The 17,600-nt window shown below is 70.7% G+C and carries 18 protein-coding genes and 1 pseudogene; 16 read left to right on the forward strand and 3 right to left on the reverse strand.

The features are described 5' to 3' along the window. Window positions 1-62: 62 nt before the first annotated feature. From mihF to metK, 5 genes are all read left to right on the forward strand, one after another. Complete coding sequence (mihF, locus tag ACXYX3_RS11210; protein ID WP_003932123.1) at window positions 63-380, forward strand: integration host factor, actinobacterial type; 318 nt, start codon at window positions 63-65, stop codon at window positions 378-380. Between the two features lie 9 nt (window positions 381-389). Then, on the forward strand, window positions 390-1,001 hold the full coding sequence (gene gmk / locus ACXYX3_RS11215) for a guanylate kinase (protein WP_241203763.1): 612 nt from the start codon (window positions 390-392) through the stop codon (window positions 999-1,001). Between the two features lie 44 nt (window positions 1,002-1,045). Beyond that, entirely contained in the window at window positions 1,046-1,360 is a 315-nt protein-coding gene (gene rpoZ, locus ACXYX3_RS11220) for a DNA-directed RNA polymerase subunit omega (RefSeq protein WP_057146494.1), read from the forward strand. Window positions 1,361-1,375: 15 nt separating this feature from the next. Further along, the gene (coaBC, locus tag ACXYX3_RS11225; protein ID WP_241203762.1) at window positions 1,376-2,620 is read left to right on the forward strand and encodes a bifunctional phosphopantothenoylcysteine decarboxylase/phosphopantothenate--cysteine ligase CoaBC; all 1,245 of its coding nucleotides are present in this window, start codon (window positions 1,376-1,378) and stop codon (window positions 2,618-2,620) included. A gap of 121 nt (window positions 2,621-2,741) precedes the next feature. Then, complete coding sequence (gene metK / locus ACXYX3_RS11230) at window positions 2,742-3,950, forward strand: methionine adenosyltransferase (protein WP_241203761.1); 1,209 nt, start codon at window positions 2,742-2,744, stop codon at window positions 3,948-3,950. 1 nt (window position 3,951) lies between these two features. Here the strand turns inward: metK and ACXYX3_RS11235 are convergent, their stop codons facing one another. Continuing rightward, on the reverse strand, window positions 3,952-4,869 hold the full coding sequence (locus ACXYX3_RS11235; RefSeq protein WP_241203760.1) for an alpha/beta hydrolase: 918 nt from the start codon (window positions 4,867-4,869) through the stop codon (window positions 3,952-3,954). On the opposite strand from ACXYX3_RS11235, the gene ACXYX3_RS11240 reads away from it, so the two are divergent. From ACXYX3_RS11240 to ACXYX3_RS11280, 9 genes are all read left to right on the forward strand, one after another. Beyond that, window positions 4,868-5,620, forward strand: coding sequence for a lysoplasmalogenase (locus ACXYX3_RS11240; protein ID WP_458611728.1), 753 nt, complete (start codon window positions 4,868-4,870; stop codon window positions 5,618-5,620). The genes ACXYX3_RS11235 and ACXYX3_RS11240 overlap by 2 nt on opposite strands. Window positions 5,621-5,670: 50 nt before the next feature. After that, entirely contained in the window at window positions 5,671-7,617 is a 1,947-nt protein-coding gene (locus ACXYX3_RS11245; RefSeq protein WP_458612047.1) for a primosomal protein N', read from the forward strand. 5 nt (window positions 7,618-7,622) lie between these two features. Beyond that, window positions 7,623-9,446, forward strand: a complete 1,824-nt coding sequence (locus ACXYX3_RS11250) for a DUF2207 domain-containing protein (RefSeq protein WP_458611729.1) — start codon at window positions 7,623-7,625, stop codon at window positions 9,444-9,446. Continuing rightward, window positions 9,440-9,976 (forward strand): LemA family protein, encoded by a 537-nt coding sequence (locus ACXYX3_RS11255; protein WP_458611730.1) that lies wholly within the window; start codon window positions 9,440-9,442, stop codon window positions 9,974-9,976. Before ACXYX3_RS11250 ends, ACXYX3_RS11255 begins: the two co-directional genes overlap by 7 nt. Window positions 9,977-9,996: 20 nt before the next feature. After that, window positions 9,997-10,935: a methionyl-tRNA formyltransferase gene (gene fmt / locus ACXYX3_RS11260; protein ID WP_458611731.1), complete on the forward strand. Its 939-nt coding sequence runs from the start codon at window positions 9,997-9,999 to the stop codon at window positions 10,933-10,935. Further along, a complete protein-coding gene (locus ACXYX3_RS11265; protein WP_458611732.1) occupies window positions 10,932-12,344 on the forward strand; it encodes an RsmB/NOP family class I SAM-dependent RNA methyltransferase in 1,413 nt (470 codons plus the stop codon). Before fmt ends, ACXYX3_RS11265 begins: the two co-directional genes overlap by 4 nt. Window positions 12,345-12,348: 4 nt before the next feature. Beyond that, window positions 12,349-13,035 carry a ribulose-phosphate 3-epimerase gene (rpe, locus tag ACXYX3_RS11270; RefSeq protein WP_241203753.1) on the forward strand — a complete coding sequence of 229 codons (687 nt, stop codon included), beginning with the start codon at window positions 12,349-12,351 and terminating at the stop codon, window positions 13,033-13,035. Next, window positions 13,032-14,033, forward strand: coding sequence for a bifunctional diaminohydroxyphosphoribosylaminopyrimidine deaminase/5-amino-6-(5-phosphoribosylamino)uracil reductase RibD (gene ribD / locus ACXYX3_RS11275; RefSeq protein WP_458611733.1), 1,002 nt, complete (start codon window positions 13,032-13,034; stop codon window positions 14,031-14,033). Before rpe ends, ribD begins: the two co-directional genes overlap by 4 nt. A gap of 177 nt (window positions 14,034-14,210) precedes the next feature. Beyond that, the gene (locus tag ACXYX3_RS11280; RefSeq protein ID WP_241203751.1) at window positions 14,211-14,393 is read left to right on the forward strand and encodes a hypothetical protein; all 183 of its coding nucleotides are present in this window, start codon (window positions 14,211-14,213) and stop codon (window positions 14,391-14,393) included. Here the strand turns inward: ACXYX3_RS11280 and ACXYX3_RS11285 are convergent. Both ACXYX3_RS11285 and ACXYX3_RS11290 read right to left on the reverse strand, forming a co-directional pair. Beyond that, on the reverse strand, window positions 14,360-15,949 hold the full coding sequence (locus ACXYX3_RS11285; RefSeq protein WP_458611734.1) for an MFS transporter: 1,590 nt from the start codon (window positions 15,947-15,949) through the stop codon (window positions 14,360-14,362). The two genes, ACXYX3_RS11280 and ACXYX3_RS11285, sit on opposite strands and share 34 nt — an antisense overlap. Continuing rightward, on the reverse strand, window positions 15,949-16,653 hold the full coding sequence (locus tag ACXYX3_RS11290) for an LppX_LprAFG lipoprotein (protein ID WP_241203749.1): 705 nt from the start codon (window positions 16,651-16,653) through the stop codon (window positions 15,949-15,951). The genes ACXYX3_RS11285 and ACXYX3_RS11290 overlap by 1 nt, the downstream gene beginning before the upstream one ends. A 61-nt stretch (window positions 16,654-16,714) precedes the next feature. Here ACXYX3_RS11290 and ACXYX3_RS11295 point away from each other — a divergent pair, with 61 nt between their 5' ends. Both ACXYX3_RS11295 and ACXYX3_RS11300 read left to right on the forward strand, forming a co-directional pair. Beyond that, window positions 16,715-17,353 carry a riboflavin synthase gene (locus ACXYX3_RS11295; protein WP_458611735.1) on the forward strand — a complete coding sequence of 213 codons (639 nt, stop codon included), beginning with the start codon at window positions 16,715-16,717 and terminating at the stop codon, window positions 17,351-17,353. 28 nt (window positions 17,354-17,381) lie between these two features. Then, window positions 17,382-17,597, forward strand: a pseudogene (locus ACXYX3_RS11300) (phage integrase N-terminal SAM-like domain-containing protein); the annotation flags it as partial. Window positions 17,598-17,600 lie beyond the last annotated feature (3 nt).

Here is a 17,600-nt window from a genome sequence, read left to right on the forward strand (position 1 = left end):
TGGTTCGCGATCCACCACGACCGGCCGAGAGAAAAACAGATGGTGACGATACGGAGGAACCCGTGGCCCTTCCCCAGTTGACCGACGAACAGCGCGCGGCAGCGTTGGAGAAGGCTGCTGCCGCACGTCGAGCGCGTGCCGAACTCAAGGATCGGCTCAAGCGCGGCGGCACCAACCTCAAGCAGGTCCTCAAGGACGCCGAGACCGACGAGGTCCTGGGCAAGATGAAGGTCTCCGCGCTGCTGGAGGCCCTGCCCAAGGTCGGCAAGGTCAAGGCCCAGGAGATCATGACCGAGCTCGAGATCGCCCCGACCCGCAGACTGCGTGGCCTCGGTGATCGCCAGCGCAAGGCCCTGCTGGAAAAGTTCGACTTCTCGTAAGGGAGGTCGGTGAGCGAAGGCGGCCGGCCGGATACGCACCCACGGGCTCCGGTCCTGGTGCTGTCCGGCCCGTCTGCCGTCGGTAAGTCGACCGTGGTCAGGTGCCTGCGGGACCGGGTCGCCGACCTGTACTTCAGCGTCTCGGTGACCACCCGGGCGCCCCGACCGGGTGAGATCGACGGCATCGACTACTCGTTCGTCACGCCCGAGCGCTTCCAACGCCTCATCGATGACGGTGAGCTGTTGGAGTGGGCGGAGATCCACGGCGGTCTGCACCGCTCCGGCACACCGGCCGCCCCGGTCCGGGCCGCGACAGCCGAGGGTCGTCCGGTGCTCATCGAGGTCGATCTCGCCGGGGCGCGGGCGGTGAAGGCGGCCATGCCGGAGGCGCTGACCGTGTTCCTCGCGCCGCCCAACTGGGAGGCCCTCGAACACCGACTGACCGGCCGCGGCACCGAGAGCGCCGAGGTGATGGCCCGCCGGCTGGCGACGGCCCGCACCGAATTGGCCGCCCAGGGTGACTTCGACGAGGTCGTCGTCAACACGGAAGTGGAATCGGCGTGCGCTGCGTTGGTATCCTTGCTGGTGGCCCACACACCGGTGCGGCCCGATCAGTCTTGATCAGACGTGAACTTCTCGATTCGAATCGCCAGGAGACCTTTTTCGTGAGCACCCCGCACGCCGACACGCGGCTGGCTGCCGTGGACCTCGATCCGTCCGCCGCCAGCTCCTACGACACGCCGTTGGGCATCACCAATCCGCCCATCGACGAGTTGCTGGACCGCGCGTCGAGCAAGTACGCGCTGGTGATCTACGCCGCCAAACGTGCACGTCAGATCAACGACTACTACAACCAGCTCGGTGACGGAATCCTCGAGTACGTCGGTCCGCTCGTCGAGCCCGGTCTGCAGGAGAAGCCTCTGTCGATCGCGATGCGCGAGATCCACGAGGACCTGCTCGAGCACACCGAGGGCGAGTAGAAGCGGCTGCGGCCCATGGCCGATCGCAAACGGATCATCGTCGGGGTCGCCGGCGGCATCGCCGCCTACAAGGCGGCGACGGTGGTCCGTCAGCTCACCGAGGCGGGCCACTCCGTGCGGGTGGTTCCCACCGAATCGGCTCTGAAGTTCGTCGGCGCGGCCACCTTCGAGGCGCTGTCGGGTAATCCCGTCCACACCGGCGTCTTCGACGACGTCCACGAGGTTCCGCACGTTCGCATCGGCCAGGGCGCCGACCTCGTCGTCGTGGCGCCGGCCACCGCGGACCTGCTGGCACGCGCCACCATCGGACGCGCGGACGACCTGCTGACCGCCACCCTGCTGACCGCCCGCTGCCCGGTGCTCTACGCACCGGCGATGCACACCGAGATGTGGTTCCATCCGGCGACGGTCGACAACGTCGCGACCCTGCGCCGGCGCGGGTCGGTGGTGATGGAACCCGCGTCGGGCCGGCTCACCGGCGCCGACACCGGTCCCGGGCGGTTGCCCGAGGCCGAGGAGATCAGCACCCTGGCCCAACTGCTGCTGGCGCGCGGCGACGCGCTGCCCTACGACATGGCCGGGGTGAAAGTGCTGGTCACCGCCGGCGGCACTCGCGAACCCATCGATCCGGTGCGGTTCATCGGCAACCGCAGCTCGGGTAAACAGGGCTACGCGCTGGCCAGGGTGATGGCGCAACGCGGCGCCGATGTCACGCTCATCGCCGGACACACCGCCGGGCTGATCGACCCGGCCGGCGTGCACGTCGAGCACGTCGGGTCGGCCACTGCGCTGCGCGACGCGGTGTCCAAGCACGCCGCGGCGGCCAACGTGCTGGTGATGGCCGCTGCGGTCGCCGATTTCCGGCCCGCCAACCCGGTGCTCACCAAGATCAAGAAGGGCCCGGCGGGCGAGGGCGAGCCGACCATCGAGCTGGTCCGTAACGACGACGTGCTGGCCGGCGCGGTGCGGTCCCGCGCCGACGGGCAGCTGCCCAACATGCGGGCCATCGTGGGTTTCGCGGCGGAGACCGGCGACGCCAACGGCGACGTGCTGTTCCACGCGCGGGCCAAGCTCGCCCGCAAAGGGTGCGATCTGCTCGTCGTCAATGCGGTGGGGGAGAACCGGGCTTTCGAGGTCGACCACAACGACGGCTGGCTGCTGTCCGCCGACGGCAAGGAGGCCGCACTGGAGCACGGTTCGAAGACCGTGATGGCGAGCCGTATTGTGGACGCGATCGTCGGCTTCCTGCAGAGCAGGTGAGCGGCGAACGACGGAGGTACGACGCGTGCGCGTAAAGGTTGCGCGCCGCAGGGGGACACGCTTGGGTGCCAGTGGCGCCGCCGTGTGCCGGCACAGACAGTGGAAGTGAAAGGGATCGCACGTGAGTGATGCTCGGCTGTTTACCAGTGAGTCGGTGACCGAAGGGCACCCGGACAAGATCTGCGACGCGATCAGCGATTCGGTGCTCGACGCCCTGCTGGCCGGCGATCCGAAGTCCCGTGTGGCGGTCGAGACCCTGGTCACGACCGGCCAGGTGCACGTGGTGGGCGAGGTGACCACCACGGCCAAGGAAGCGTTCGCCGACATCACCAACACCGTGCGTGCGCGCATCCTCGACATCGGCTACGACCATTCCGACAAGGGCTTCGACGGCCTGACGTGCGGCGTCAACATCGGCATCGGTGCGCAGTCGCCCGACATCGCCCAGGGCGTGGACACCGCCCACGAGACGCGCGTCGAGGGTGCGGCCGACCCGCTGGATTCGCAGGGCGCCGGCGACCAGGGCCTGATGTTCGGCTACGCGATCGCCGACACGCCTGAGCTGATGCCGCTGCCGATCGCGCTGGCGCACCGCCTGTCGCGCAAGCTGACCGAGGTCCGCAAGAACGGCACGCTCGACTACCTGCGTCCCGACGGCAAGACCCAGGTCACGGTGCAGTACGACGGCACCACCCCGGTGCGCCTGGACACCGTGGTGCTGTCCACCCAGCACGCCGACGGCATCGACCTGGACAGTCAGCTGACTCCCGAGATCAAGCAGCACGTCATCGACGCCGTGCTCACCGAGCTCGGCCACGACACCCTCGACACGTCCAATCCGCGCATCCTGGTCAACCCGACCGGTAAGTTCGTGCTCGGCGGCCCGATGGGCGACGCGGGCCTGACCGGCCGCAAGATCATCGTCGACACCTACGGCGGCTGGGCGCGCCACGGTGGCGGCGCGTTCTCGGGCAAGGACCCGTCCAAGGTGGACCGCTCGGCCGCCTACGCGATGCGCTGGGTCGCCAAGAACGTGGTCGCCGCCGGCCTCGCCGAGCGCGTCGAGGTCCAGATCGCCTACGCGATCGGCAAGGCGGCCCCGGTGGGTCTGTTCGTGGAGACGTTCGGCTCCGAGACCGTCGACCCGGTGAAGATCGAAAAGGCCATTCTCGAGGTGTTCGACCTGCGTCCCGGCGCGATCGTTCGCGACCTCGACCTGCTGCGGCCGATCTATGCGCCGACCGCGGCGTACGGCCACTTCGGTCGCACGGACATCGAGCTGCCGTGGGAGCAGCTGAACAAGGTCGACGACCTGAAGAGCGCCGTCTGACCTATTTCAGCGCGTCGCGCAGCGCGTCCAGCGCCCGGTCGGTGACCTCCGTCGCGGCAGGTACGACGCCGTAGTAGCCGAGGAATCCGTGCACGAGCGTGTCGGCGGTGTGCAGCGCGGCGTCCACCCCGGCGCTGCTCAACAGCTGCGCGTAGCGGGCGCCGTCGTCACGCAACGGGTCGTGGCCGGCGACCACGATGTGGGCGGGCGCCACGCCGGTGAGGTCTCCGACTGCGGGCACCAGCGTGGCAGGCGGCTGCGTCAGATCGGTGTCGCCGACGTACCAGCGGGTGAACGCCTTGCACTCCGCCACACCGAGGATCGGCGCCTCGGCGTTCTCCGTGAACGACGGTAGCGACGTGTCGAACGTCGTCGACGGATACCACAGCAGCTGCAGCCGCAGCGGGATGCCGGCGTCGCGGGCCTGCTGGGCGACCACCGCGGCGAGATTGCCACCCGCCGAATCACCGGCCACTGCGACGCGCGCGGCGTCGCCGCCGATCTCGTCGGCGCGCTCGGCCACCCACTGCGTCACCGCCCACACGTCCTCGACGGCCGCCGGGTACGGGTGCTCGGGGGCCAGCCGGTAGTCGACCGACACCACCAGGGCCTCGGCGCGCACGGCGTGCAGGCGCGCCGCCGCGTCGTAGGTGTCGAGGTCACCCACCGACCACCCGCCGCCGTGGATGAAGACCACCACTGGAAGCGCCGATGCCTCGGCAGGGGGCCGGTAGATGCGCACGGGCACCGGGCCGGCCGGACCGGAGACGCTCTGCTCGGCGGTCGTCACCTCCGGGAACACCTCCGCCCGCGGGAGCTCGGCGAAGCGTTGCCGGGCGAGCTCGGGCCCGCCGTCGGTGGTCAGTCGGAACGGCACCGCGTCGAGCACCTTCGCCAGCACGGGATCGAGGTCAGCCATGGCCCACACGGTAGCGTCCGCGGGTTTTAGTAGGTTCGCCCCTGTGATCACCCGCCGGATTGCACTGTGGGCAGCCGCGGCCGCCGTGGCCGCGACCTACGGGGTGTTTCTGATCGTCACCGCGACGCACGTGCCTGCAGGCGCCGAGCTCACCGGCCGCTTCGGCGCCCAGCCCGCGGTCAAGGCGCTCGCGGCCGTGCTCCTCGCCGCGGCGGCGTGGGCGCACCCGATCGCTCGCGAGCGCCGTTGGCTGGTGGGCGCGCTGCTGTTCTCCGCCGCCGGCGACTTCCTCCTCGCGATGCCGTGGTGGGAGCCGTCGTTCGTGCTGGGTTTGGCGGCGTTCCTGGTGGCCCACGTGTGCTTCCTGGTCACGCTGTGGCCTCTCGTGCGGCCGACTCCGGCACGGCTGCTGGCCGCCGCGGTGACCGTGCTGGCGTGCGCGGGTCTGCTGGTGTGGTTCTGGCCGCGGCTGGTCGCCGACGGGATGGCGGTTCCGGTCACGGCCTACATCGCCGTGCTGGGCGCGATGGTGTGCACGGCACTGCTGGCCGACCTGCCGACGCCGTGGACCGCGCTGGGTGCGGTCTGTTTCGCGGTGTCCGACGCGATGATCGGCATCGGCCGGTTCGTTCTCGGCGACGAGACGTTGGCGGTGCCGATCTGGTGGGTCTACGCGGCATCGCTGCTGCTGATCACCGCGGGCGTGCTGTTCGGCCGGTCGTCTGAGCCCTCTGCTAGACCTGCGGGGTGACCGTCGGACGGGAGGCTGCCGAACACGAGCCCATCGCGCGGGTGCTGCCGATGCTGACGGTGCCGCACCTGGATCGGGAGTTCGACTACCTGGTCGCGTCCGAGATGTCCGACGACGCGCAACCCGGGGTCCGCGTCAAGGTGAGGTTCAACGGCCGGTTGGTCGACGCGTTCGTTCTCGAACGGCGTTCGGAGACCGATCACGGCGGCCGCCTGGGGTGGCTGGAGAAGGTGGTCTCCGCGCAGCCGGTGTTGACGCACGATGTGCGCCGGCTCGTCGACGCCGTCGCCGCGCGCTACGCCGGCACACGTGCCGACGTGCTGCGGCTGGCGATCCCGCCGCGGCACGCGACCGTCGAGAAACGGCCTGCGGTCCCGCTCGACCCGCACGTCCCTGCCGATATCGATGCCGCCGCGTGGTCGGCCTACAGCGGCGGAACACAGTTCATCGCCGCGCTGCGCGACGGTCGCGCCGCCCGCGCGGTCTGGCAGGCGCTGCCAGGCGATGACTGGCCGGCCCGGCTGGCCGAAGCCGCGGCGGTGACCGTGCGCGCCGGCCGCTCGGTGCTCGCCGTGGTGCCCGACCAGCGCGACGTCGACCGGCTCTCGGCGGCATGCGGTGCGCTCGTCGACACCACGCGAGTGGTGGCGCTCTCCGCGGGGTTGGGGCCTGCGGAGCGCTACCGCCGGTGGCTCGCGGTGCTGCGCGGAGACGCCCGCGTGGTAATAGGCACCCGCAGCGCCGTGTTCGCCCCGGTCGCCGACCTCGGTCTCGTGCTCATGTGGGACGACGGCGACGATTCGCTGGCCGAACCCCGCGCCCCTTATCCCCATGCCCGCGAGGTCGCGATGCTGCGTGCCCACCAGGTGCGCTGCGCCGCGGTGATCGGCGGCCACGCGCGCACCGCCGAAGCGCAGGCGCTGGTACGTAGCGGGTGGGCTCACGACCTGACCGCCCCGCGGCAGACGGTCCGGGCGGCCGCTCCGCGGATGATCGCGCTGGAGGACAGCGCCTATGCCCAGGAGCGCGACCCGGCCGCGCGGACCGCGCGGTTGCCGTCGGTGGCGCTGGACGCCGCCCGCGCCGCGCTGACCGCCGGCGCCCCGGTTCTGGTGCAGGTGCCGCGGCGCGGCTATGTGCCCGCGCTGTCCTGCGCCCGCTGCCGCACCGTCGCCCGCTGCCGGCACTGCACCGGGCCGCTGTCATTGGCCAGCCGCGACGCGGCCGGGGCGGTCTGCCGATGGTGCGGACGCGAGGAGCTCGCACTGCGCTGCGCCCGGTGCGGCTCGGACGCGGTGCGCGCGGTCGTCGTCGGGGCCCGGCGAACCGCCGAGGAACTCGGCCGGGCCTTTCCGGGCGTCGCGGTGGTCACCTCGGGCGGCGAGGCCGTGGTGGAGTCCGTACCGCAGCGCGCCGCAGTGGTGGTCGCCACCCCGGGCGTCGAACCCGTCGCCGACGGAGGCTACGGGGCGGCGCTGCTGCTCGACAGCTGGGCACTGCTCGGGCGGCAGGACCTGCGCGCGGCCGAGGACACGCTGCGCCGGTGGATGTCGGCGGCGGCCCTGGTTCGCCGCCGCGACGACGGGGGAGCGGTGGTGGTGGTCGCCGAGTCGGCGATCCCGACCGTGCAGGCGCTCATCCGGTGGGACCCCGTCGGCCACGCCGACGCCGAATTCGAGGCGCGCGCGGAGGTGGGGCTCCCGCCGGCCGTGCACATGGCTGCCGTCGACGGCACCGCCGACGCCGTGCACGCGCTGCTCGACGATGCGGCCCTGCCCGCCGGCACCGACCTGCTGGGGCCGGTCGACCTGCCGGTGGGTGTGCGCCGCCCGCCCGGCGTCGCGCCCGAACACCCGGTGATCCGCATGCTGGCGCGGGCAGCGCGATCCGACGGCCTGGCGCTGGCCGCGGCACTGCGCAAAGCGACCGCCGTGCACAGTGCCCGCCACGACCACGAGCCGGTGCGTGTCCAGATCGACCCATTGCACATAGGGTGATGCCCATGTCCGTGCGGCGGGTGGCCAAGGCGTCGATCCCGCTGCTGCTCATCGCATTCGGACTGCTGTGGCCGCTGCTGTTCACCGGCGGCGGCGCCGGCGGACCCGTGCCCGAAGATCCCGTGGTGATCAGCGACTACCGGATGACCGCCACGGTCGACCCGGCGGGGGACATGACCGCGGTCGAGACCATCACCGCGCAGGTCTACACCACCGATCGTCACGGCATCTTCCGGTACTGGGATGTCGCCAACCGCAACGACTCTCACGTCCGCCAGCTGCCCGAGATCACCTCCATCCAGCTGGATGGAGCACCGGTGCCCTACCAGATGCTGTGGGAAGACGGCAGACGCTTCCGCGTCGCGAAGATCGGTGACCCCGACCGAACACTGTCCGACGGAGGGCACGTGTTCGAGATCGCCTACCGCATCCGCGGGGTGCTGGATCCCGGCTCCACCGGGGCCGACCGCCGGTTTGCCCAGACCGTGGGAGCACCGGCCGACTCACCGTCGGTGTTCTTCTGGAACGTCATCGCCCCGTCGTGGAACAACCGCATCGACCGCGCGGAGATCGACGTGACGCTGCCCGGCGCCGTCGGAGCGGTGCAGTGCTCGGTCGGTGCGGGCGTCGGACGCGCATGCGATGAGCTGCGCGCGAGCGGCAACAGCGTGGCGGCGACGGCGTCGCAGCTGCCGCCCCGTACACCGGTGACCCTGCGCGCGGGTGTGGACGTGCCGACGCCTGCGCGCGCCACGCTGCCGTGGCCCTACACGTGGGACCGCATCCTCGGCCAGTCGGTCACCGGCGTGCTGTGGCTGCTCGGGCTCACCCTCGCCGCCGGCGCAGGCGCCGTGCTGTGGCTGCGCAGCGTGACCGAACCGTCGCCGGGATTCCCGCTGCAGTACGCCCCGCCGCCGGGCCTCGGGCCGGTGCAGGTCGAATACATCCGCACCGAGGCGGTCCCCAAGAACGGGCTGACCGCGACGCTGTTCTACCTCGCCGAGCGCAAACTCATCACGCTGCAGCAGCTCGGCGACAAGGAATGGAAGCTGCGCAGCATCGCCCAGCCGGGCCAGTGGGCGGGCCTCGACCCGGTCACCCTGGCCGTTGCCTCCCGGCTGAAGCTGATGAGCACCGGCAGCGAGTTCACGGCCAAGAAGACCAAGACGTCGGGACAGAAGCTGAGCAAGGCCAAGGAAGACATGACCAAGGCCGTGCAGGCGTGGGCGCGCGATGAGGCACTGGTGGAGCCCCGCAAGAAAGAACTGTGGCTGCGCGCGGCGAACGCGGTCGCGTTCCTGTTGATGGTCTGCGGATTCTTCCGTTGGGGCTTCCCGATCACGCTGTGGGCGTTGCCCTTCGCGGTGTTCTTCCTGCTGACGGCAATGTCATGGCGGGACGGGGTGGGTTCGCGGCGCACCGCAGCGGGGCGTGACCTGTGGTCTCGGGCCGGCGGATTCCACCGTGTGCTCGCGACGGACTCGGCGGAGACCCGCTTCGACTTCTCTGCCCGCCGGGATCTCTACACGGCGTACGTTCCGTTCGCGGTGGCCGGTGGAGTCGCCGCGGCCTGGGCTGCGAAGTATCAGACCTCCATGAACGTTGCAGCGCCGCAACCCGATTGGTACGTCACGTCGGGGCCGGCGACGTCGCGGGCGGTGGACAGCGGGGGCGGGGCGGACTTCGACAGTTTCGAATCGGCGTTGTCGTCGTCGATCGGCGCGTACACCGCCTCGCAGTCGTCGTCCTCCTCGTCCTCGTCGAGTGGCGGCGGCTTCAGTGGCGGTGGCGGCGGCGGTGGCGGCGGCGGAGGAGGCGGATCGTGGTGAGCGTCGTGCTGGCCATCGTGCTGGTCGTGGTGCTGCTGATCGGTGCCGGATATGTGGTCGGCTACAACAAGATCCGATCGGCCGACGTGCGGGTCGCCGAGGCGCTGGCCGGTATCGACGTGGAACTGACCCGGCGTGCATCGCTCATCCCCAGCCTGGTCCACGCCGTGGCCACCTTCGCCGCCCACGAGAAGGATGTGCTGGACCGCGTCACCGACGCCACGCAGGCGCTGACCGCGGCGACGGCGGGTCGCTCGGTGGCACAACGCAGCGACGCCGAGCGGCAACTCGACGCCGCGCTGACACCGCTGCTGACCCTCGGACAGGGCTCGCCGCAACTGAGTTCGTCCGCGAACTTCCTGGATCTGCAGCGCAACCTCGCCGACACCGAGGACAAGCTCGCCTTCGCGCGCCAGTACTACAACGACTCCGTGGCCACCCTGAATCGGCTGATCGGCACGATTCCGTGGATGTTCGTCGCACCGTTGAGCGGCGTCAGCGAGAAGGAGTACTACCGCCAGCCCCAGTAGGCGGTTCCTAGACTGGCCCGGTGCGTCTCGTCTTCGCCGGTACCCCGGAGCCGGCCCTTCCGTCCCTGCGTCGCCTCCTCTCGTCGCCGCGCCACGAGGTGATCGCCGTCCTGACGCGCCCCGATGCCGCCGTCGGCCGGCGCGGCACCCCGATCCCGTCCCCGGTGGCTGCGCTGGCCCTCGACGCCGGCATCCCGGTGCTGCGGCCAGCGCGCCCCAATTCGCCGGAATTCGTCGCCGAACTCGCTGCGCTGGGGCCGGAGTGCTGCGCCGTCGTGGCCTACGGCGCCCTGCTCGGCGACGGCCTGCTCGACGTGCCGGCGCACGGCTGGGTCAACCTGCACTTCTCGCTACTGCCCGCATGGCGCGGTGCGGCACCGGTGCAGGCCGCGATCGCCGCCGGGGACACCGTCACCGGGGCGACGACCTTTGAGATCGAGCCGAGCCTGGACTCGGGTCCGGTGTACGGCGTCGTCACCGAGACCATCACGCCCCGTGACACCGCGGGTGAGCTCCTGGCGCGGTTGGCCGACTCCGGCGCCGGTCTGCTGGAAGCCACCATGGACGGGATCGCCGACGGCACGCTCACCCCGGTGCCGCAGCCGACCGAGGGCGTCAGCGTCGCCCCGAAGATCACCGTCGAGGACGCCCGCGTCCGATGGGACCTCCCCGCCCACGTGGTCGACCGGCGGGTCCGCGCCGTCACGCCGAACCCGGGAGCATGGACGATGCTCGGCGAGCAGCGCGTCAAGATCGGGCCGGTGTCCGTGGTCGACGGTGACTCGGGCCGCAGCGACCTGGAACCGGGCCGGCTCGGTGTCGAGAAGAAGCGGGTGCTGGTGGGTACCGGCACCGACGCCGTCGAACTGCACACCGTGCAACCGCCGGGCAAGAAACCGATGAACGCCGCCGACTGGGCGCGCGGTGCGCGCCTCGCCGAGATCGGCTCACTGCAGTGACGCGCCCGCACCGACCCCGGCGACCCCAGGGGGCCCGGCGGCCCCAGCGGCGCACCCCACTGGATCCGGCCCGCCGGGCCGCGTTCGACGTGCTGCGGGCGGTGTCGGAGCGCGACGCGTATGCCAACCTCGCGCTGCCCGCGATGCTGCGTGACCGCGGGATCACCGGCCGCGACGCCGCGTTCGCCACCGAGCTGACCTACGGCGCCTGCCGCGCGCAAGGGTTGCTCGACGCGATCATCGGTGCCGCGGCGGGTCGCCCGGTCGAGCGCATCGACCCCGTGCTGCTCGACCTACTGCGGCTGGGCGCCTACCAGATTCTGCGCACCCGGGTCGAAGACCACGCTGCGGTGTCCACGACGGTGGAGCAGGCAGGCATCGAATTCGACACGGCGCGAGCCGGTTTCGTCAACGGCGTGCTACGCACCATCGCCCGCCGTGACGAGGCGTCGTGGGTGGCAGAACTCGCCCCGCCCGCCGCCACCGACCCGATCGGCCACCTCGCCTTCGTGCACGCCCACCCCCGGTGGGTCGCGCAGGCCTTCGCCGACGCGCTGGGTGCCCGCGCCCACGAACTGGGAGCGCTGCTGGCCAGCGACGACGCCCGGCCCGAGGTGCATCTGGTCGCGCGCCCAGGCGAGATCACCGCCGGCGAGCTGGCCGCGGAGGTCGGCGGGACCGTCGGCCCGTTCTCGCCGTACGCGGTCCACCTGACCGAGGGGGACCCGGGCGCGTTCGCCGCGGTGCGCGACGGTCGCGCCCTCGTGCAGGACGAGGGCAGCCAGCTTGTCGCGCGGGCTCTGACGATGGCCGAGCTCGACGGTCCCGACGGTGGCCGGTGGCTGGATCTGTGCTCGGGCCCCGGGGGCAAGACCGCGCTGCTCGCGGCTCTGGGCCGACCCGTCGGCGCCCAGGTCACGGCGGTGGAGCCCGCGCCTCGCCGCGCGGAACTGGTCGAGCAGAACACCGCGGGGCTGCCCGTCGAGGTGCTCCGGGTGGACGGTCGCGACCCCGGCCTGACCCCGGGCTTCGACCGGGTGCTGGTCGACGCCCCCTGCACCGGGCTGGGCGCGCTGCGCCGCAGACCCGAGGCGCGGTGGCGGCGCCGGCCCGGTGACGTGGCTCCGCTGGCCAAGCTGCAGCGAGAGTTGCTGGCCTCGGCGATCCGGCTGACGCGGCCCGGCGGGGTCGTGCTGTACGCCACCTGCTCCCCGCATCTGGCCGAGACCACCGGCGTGGTGGCCGACGCGTTGCGCCGCCACCCGGTCGAAGCGCTGGACACCCGTGCTCTTTTCGCCCCGGCCACCGACGCGGGCGAGGCGTCATCGGTGCAGCTGTGGCCGCACCGGCACGGAACCGATGCGATGTTCGCCGCCGCCCTTCGCGTCACCGCGGCCCCGATAGGCTGACCCCATGCCAGGAGAGTCCGCCCGCACCGCCCCGATGATCGCGCCGTCGATTCTGGCCGCCGACTTCGCCCGGCTCGCCGACGAGGTGGCCGCGATCGAGGGTGCCGACTGGGTGCACGTCGACGTGATGGACAACCACTTCGTGCCGAATCTCACGCTCGGCTTGCCGGTGGTCGAGTCGCTGCTCGAGGTCACCGCCATTCCGATGGACTGCCACCTGATGATCGAGGACCCGGCGCGCTGGGCCCCGCCCTACGCCGAGGCCGGTGCGCACAACGTCACCATCCACGCCGAGGCCACGGACGACCCCCGCGCCGTGGCACGCGACATCCGGGCTGCCGGTGCGAAGGCCGGGCTCGCGATCAAGCCCGGCACACCCGTCGACCCCTATCTCGAGATCCTGCGTGATTTCGACACGCTGCTGGTGATGTCGGTCGAACCCGGGTTCGGCGGGCAGAAATTCATCGCCGAGGTGCTGCCCAAAGTCGGCATCGTGCGCCGCCTGGTCGACTCCGGTGAACTCACCGTGCTCATCGAGATCGATGGCGGCATCAGCGCCGACACGATCGACGCGGCGGCCGAGGCCGGCGTGGACTGCTTCGTCGCGGGTTCGGCCGTCTACGGTGCCGAGGATCCCGCGCGCGCTGTCGCGGCGCTGCGCGCTCAGGCGGCCAGCCACCTCGCACCGTGAATCTCGACGCCGCGATGGCCGCGGCTCTCGAGCAGGCCGAAAAGGTCAAGGGCACAACGTATCCGAACCCGCCCGTAGGTGCGGTGATCCTGGACGCCGACGGTGAGATCGCCGGCGTGGGTGCCACCGAACCGCCCGGCGGCCCGCACGCCGAGGTGCTGGCACTGCGGCGGGCGGGGGAGCGCGCCGTCGGCGGCACCGCGGTGGTGACACTCGAGCCGTGCAATCACGTCGGCCGCACACCACCGTGTGTGGACGCCCTTCTCGCCGCGCGGGTGGCGAATGTCGTCTTCGCCGTCGCGGATCCGAATCCCGTCGCCGCAGGCGGCGCCGCCCGACTGGCTCGCGCGGGCGTCACGGTGACCGCGGGGGTCGGTGCCGACGCTGCGGCGGGTGGTCCGCTTCGGGAGTGGCTGCACAAACAGCGCACTGGAATGCCGCACGTGACATGGAAGTCCGCGACGAGCGTGGACGGTCGCAGTGCGGCAGCGGACGGCACGAGTCGGTGGATCACCGGAGAAGCGGCCCGCGCCGACGTGCACCGGCGACGTGCGATCGCCGATGCCATCGTGGTGGGCACCGGCACGGTGTTCGCCGACGATCCCGCGTTGACCGCGCGCCGCCCCGACGGCACCCTGACCGCTCAGCAGCCGCTGCGCGTGGTGGTCGGCATGCGTGAGATCTCCCCTGATGCAACGGTTCTCAATGACGACTCGCGCACCATGGTCATCCGGACCCGAGACCCGCACGAAGTGGTCCAGGCGCTGTCGGACCGCACCGACGTGTTGGTGGAAGGCGGTCCAACCCTGGCCGGAGCGTTCCTGCGGGCCGGCGTGGTCGATCGAATCCTGGCCTACGTGGCGCCGATTCTGCTCGGCGGGCCGATCACTGCGGTCGACGACGTCGGCGTGTCCAGCATCGGTCAGGCGCAGCGGTGGCGCTACGACGGCATCCATCCGGTCGGTCCGGATGTGTTACTCAGCCTCATCAAAGCCTGATCGTCGTCGTTATCGGATCGTTACCCATTGTCCATCAAGGGTTTCCACAGGCGCCTGCGAGCGGCGCGCCCGGAGAAGGTGCGGACCCCACCCCGTGGATCCCTCGTTAGACTGACGGGGAATATCGCGCTTTCACCGACGAGTTGCGCATGGTGAGCACGAACAAAGGAACAGAGCATGACTGCACTGCAGGACTGGCTCAGCTACAGCCCGGTCACCCCGGAGACGATCAAAGCGGTGATCCGCGATGCGTGGCGGGGCCTGACCATGGATGAGACCTCCCGGATCGACGACGTCCCCGACCTCGACGACCTCTCCGCCGCGCCTCAGCTGATGGGCCGCGGGCTCGAGCGCTGCTGAGGCGCCGCATCGGAGCGCTCGGCGGGGTCGTCGGCGCGCTCGTGCCTGGCGCTGATCAACAACCCCAGAAGCGCCCCGACGACACACACCACCGCGGTGATGACGAAGATCTCGCCGTACTGCAGCACGTAGGCTTCGCGTGTCGCCTGGAGTTGGCGCCGACCCTGCTCGAGGAGCATCTGGCCGGGTGACACCCCGGTGGGCGCAGGGATCGCGGCCAGGCGCTCCTGGAAGTACTGGTTGAACCGGTACAGCCCCCACGCCGACAGCGACGCGATGCCGATCAGCATGCCGACCATTCGCGCCACGACCACCGCGGCCGAGGCGATGCCGTGCTGTGCCGCCGGCACCACCCGCAGGGTGGCCGAGGTCAGCGGCCCGATCACGAGCCCCAGGCCGATACCGGCGATCGCGAGGTCGGTGTCGAAGGTCGGCAGCCGCACGAATCCGAGGTCGTGGTGGGCGCTCAGCACGTCGACCGTCCACGTCGAGATCAGCCAGTACCCGCCTGCGGCGATGAGCAGCCCGAGGAAGGCGACGATCCGATCGCCGACCTTCGTGGCGAGCCATCCGCCCGCCAGCGCGCCGATAGGCAGTGCACCGAGGAACCAGACCAGCAGGAACACCGCCTCCTGCTGCTCTTTGCCCAGCACGCCCTGTGCGAACAGCTCGATGTTGACCAGCGTCACCATGAGCGCGGCGCCGGCGCACAGTGACGCGCCGAGACCCGCCAGGAACGGCCGGAAATGCACTCCGGCGGGGTCGATCAGCCGTGTGGTGGCCAACCTCTCCCAGACGAAGAACGCGGCCGCCACGACCGCCGCGGCGATCAGCACGGGCAGGCCATAGCTCGGCAACACCTGCTTGCCGTCCGGAGCCTGGTTGTACAGACCGACCACGGCGAGTCCGAGGGCGACGGCGAGCAGCAACCCGCCCACGACGTCGACCTTCTCCTTCACCCGGTCCTTGTCCGCGGCAGGCAGGCTGAAATGGATCATCACCATCGCCACCGCAGCCAGCGGCACATTCACCCAGAACACTGCCTGCCAGTGACTGAAGGCGGCCACCAGGGCCACCCCGTAGAGCGGTCCGAGGACGCTGCCTAGCTCCTGGGCCGCGCCGACACCGCCGAGGACGGCGGCGCGATTGCGGCTGGCCCACAGATCCGCCGCCAGCGCCAGCGTCACGGGTAGCAGGGCCCCGCTGGCGGCGCCCTGGATGGCGCGGCCGATCACCATCATCGTCAGATCGGTCGAGAGCGCGGTGACTACCGAGCCGACGGCGAAGCCCGCCAGACTCACCTGGAGCAGCAGCTTGCGCCCGAACCGGTCCGAGGCCCGGCCCAGCAGCGGCATCGCCGCGATGTAGCCCAGCAGGTAGCCGGTGATGATCGGGGTGACGCGCTGGATCTGGTTGATGGCGATCCCGACGTCGGCCATGATGTCGCGGATCACCGAGACGACGACGTAGGTGTCGAGCGCTCCCAGCAGGACCGCGAGGCCACCGGCGGCGATCGCGATGCTGCGGTTCGCCGCGGGGGCGGGTGCGTTGTGCATCACACCGCCGGTTTGTCGACCGTCACCGGCTCGCCCCACTTCGACAGCGTCATCGTCACGCTGTTGCCGGGGGTGGGCTCCAGGCGGGCCTGCATCAGCTCGTGGTTGCCGTCCTCGGCGACCCACGCGGTGCCCGGGACGGGCCCCTTCGCGGCGATCTGCGGCGCGATCTTGTTGACCGCGTCGGCCCGCACGTTGCCGGTGATGCGGATCGTCTTGACACCCTCGATCGTCTCCCGGCCCTCGGACTTCGCATCGGAGAAGTTCTCCAGCACGTTGGCCAGGCCGCTGTCGGGGCTCAGGATCGCGGCGACGTCGTAGATGTCGGCCGCCGGGCCGAAGTTCGACAGGCTGCCCCCGGCGGTGATCGCGGCATACAGGTCGCCGTCGGCCACCACGAACTCGACGCCCTCCAGCTTCTGGCCCAGGAACACGATGTCGGCGGTGCCCTTGGCGGCCACCGTCGGCTTCTGGGTGAGGTCGCCCTCGAGGGACTCCACCGGTAGCTCGGCGATCTGCCCCTGCACGGCGAGCTTCAGATGTGCGCTGGTCTGGGCTTTCGTGGTGTCGGCGGACTCCCGCAGCAACGTGGTGGCATCGGGCAGGTCGGTCCCGGAATCCTGGGACGACGAGCCGGAGCACCCCGCGATGAGGGTGACGACAGCGAAGAGGGCGGCGACGAGCGCCAAGAGGCGGGTCTGCATGCCTGCATCGTAGAGGGTGCGCCGGGGGAGGACCGTCCGCCGGTGGGCCTAGGCTGGACAGGTGTTCACCGGAATCGTCGAAGAACTGGGCGAGATCGTCGGCAGGGAAAACCTCGGCGATGCCGCACGTTTGGTCATTCGTGGCCCGATCGTGACTTCAGATGCCGGGCACGGAGATTCGATCGCCGTGAACGGGGTGTGCCTGACCGTGGTCGACGTGCTGGCCGACGGATCGTTCTCCGCCGATGTGATGGCCGAGACGCTGAACAGGTCCAGCCTGACCGGAGCCGACGTCGGCACCCGGGTGAATCTCGAGCGTGCGGCGGCGGTCAGCAGCCGGCTGGGCGGCCACATCGTGCAGGGGCACGTCGACGGCACCGGCCGCATCGTCTCCCGCACTCCCTCGGAGCACTGGACGGTGGTGCGCATCGGTCTGCCCGAGGCACTGTCGCGCTACATCGTCGAGAAGGGGTCGATCACCGTCGACGGGGTGTCGCTGACGGTGTCGGCGCTGGGCCCTGACTGGTTCGAGGTGTCGCTGATCCCCACCACGCTCGACATGACGACACTGGGGCGTGCCGAGGTCGGTGCGCCGGTGAATCTCGAGGTCGACGTCATCGCTAAGTATGTTGAACGGCTACTATCGCCGAATCTGGGTGTGAACAGCAGAAACGCTGAACAGATCGAAGATAACACATAAGCACAGCGCTGTATGTCAAAATAACTGCGTGCCGCCGAGTTTGCCCGATCTTGCCGATCTGCTGACGTCCTGGGAGCTCTCCCTCAAGGCGGAGCGCAAGTCGCCGCAGACTATCGAGGCCTACACCCGGGGCGTCATCCTGTTTCTTCGCTGGTGTGATCAATCGCACACCCGACCTGAACTGAAGCGGCAGACAGTCCAAGCCTTCATCGCGTCCCTGCTCGACAGCGGAGCCGAGCCCGCCACC

This window comes from Mycobacterium sp. Panama NTM2 (genome assembly GCF_054355555.1).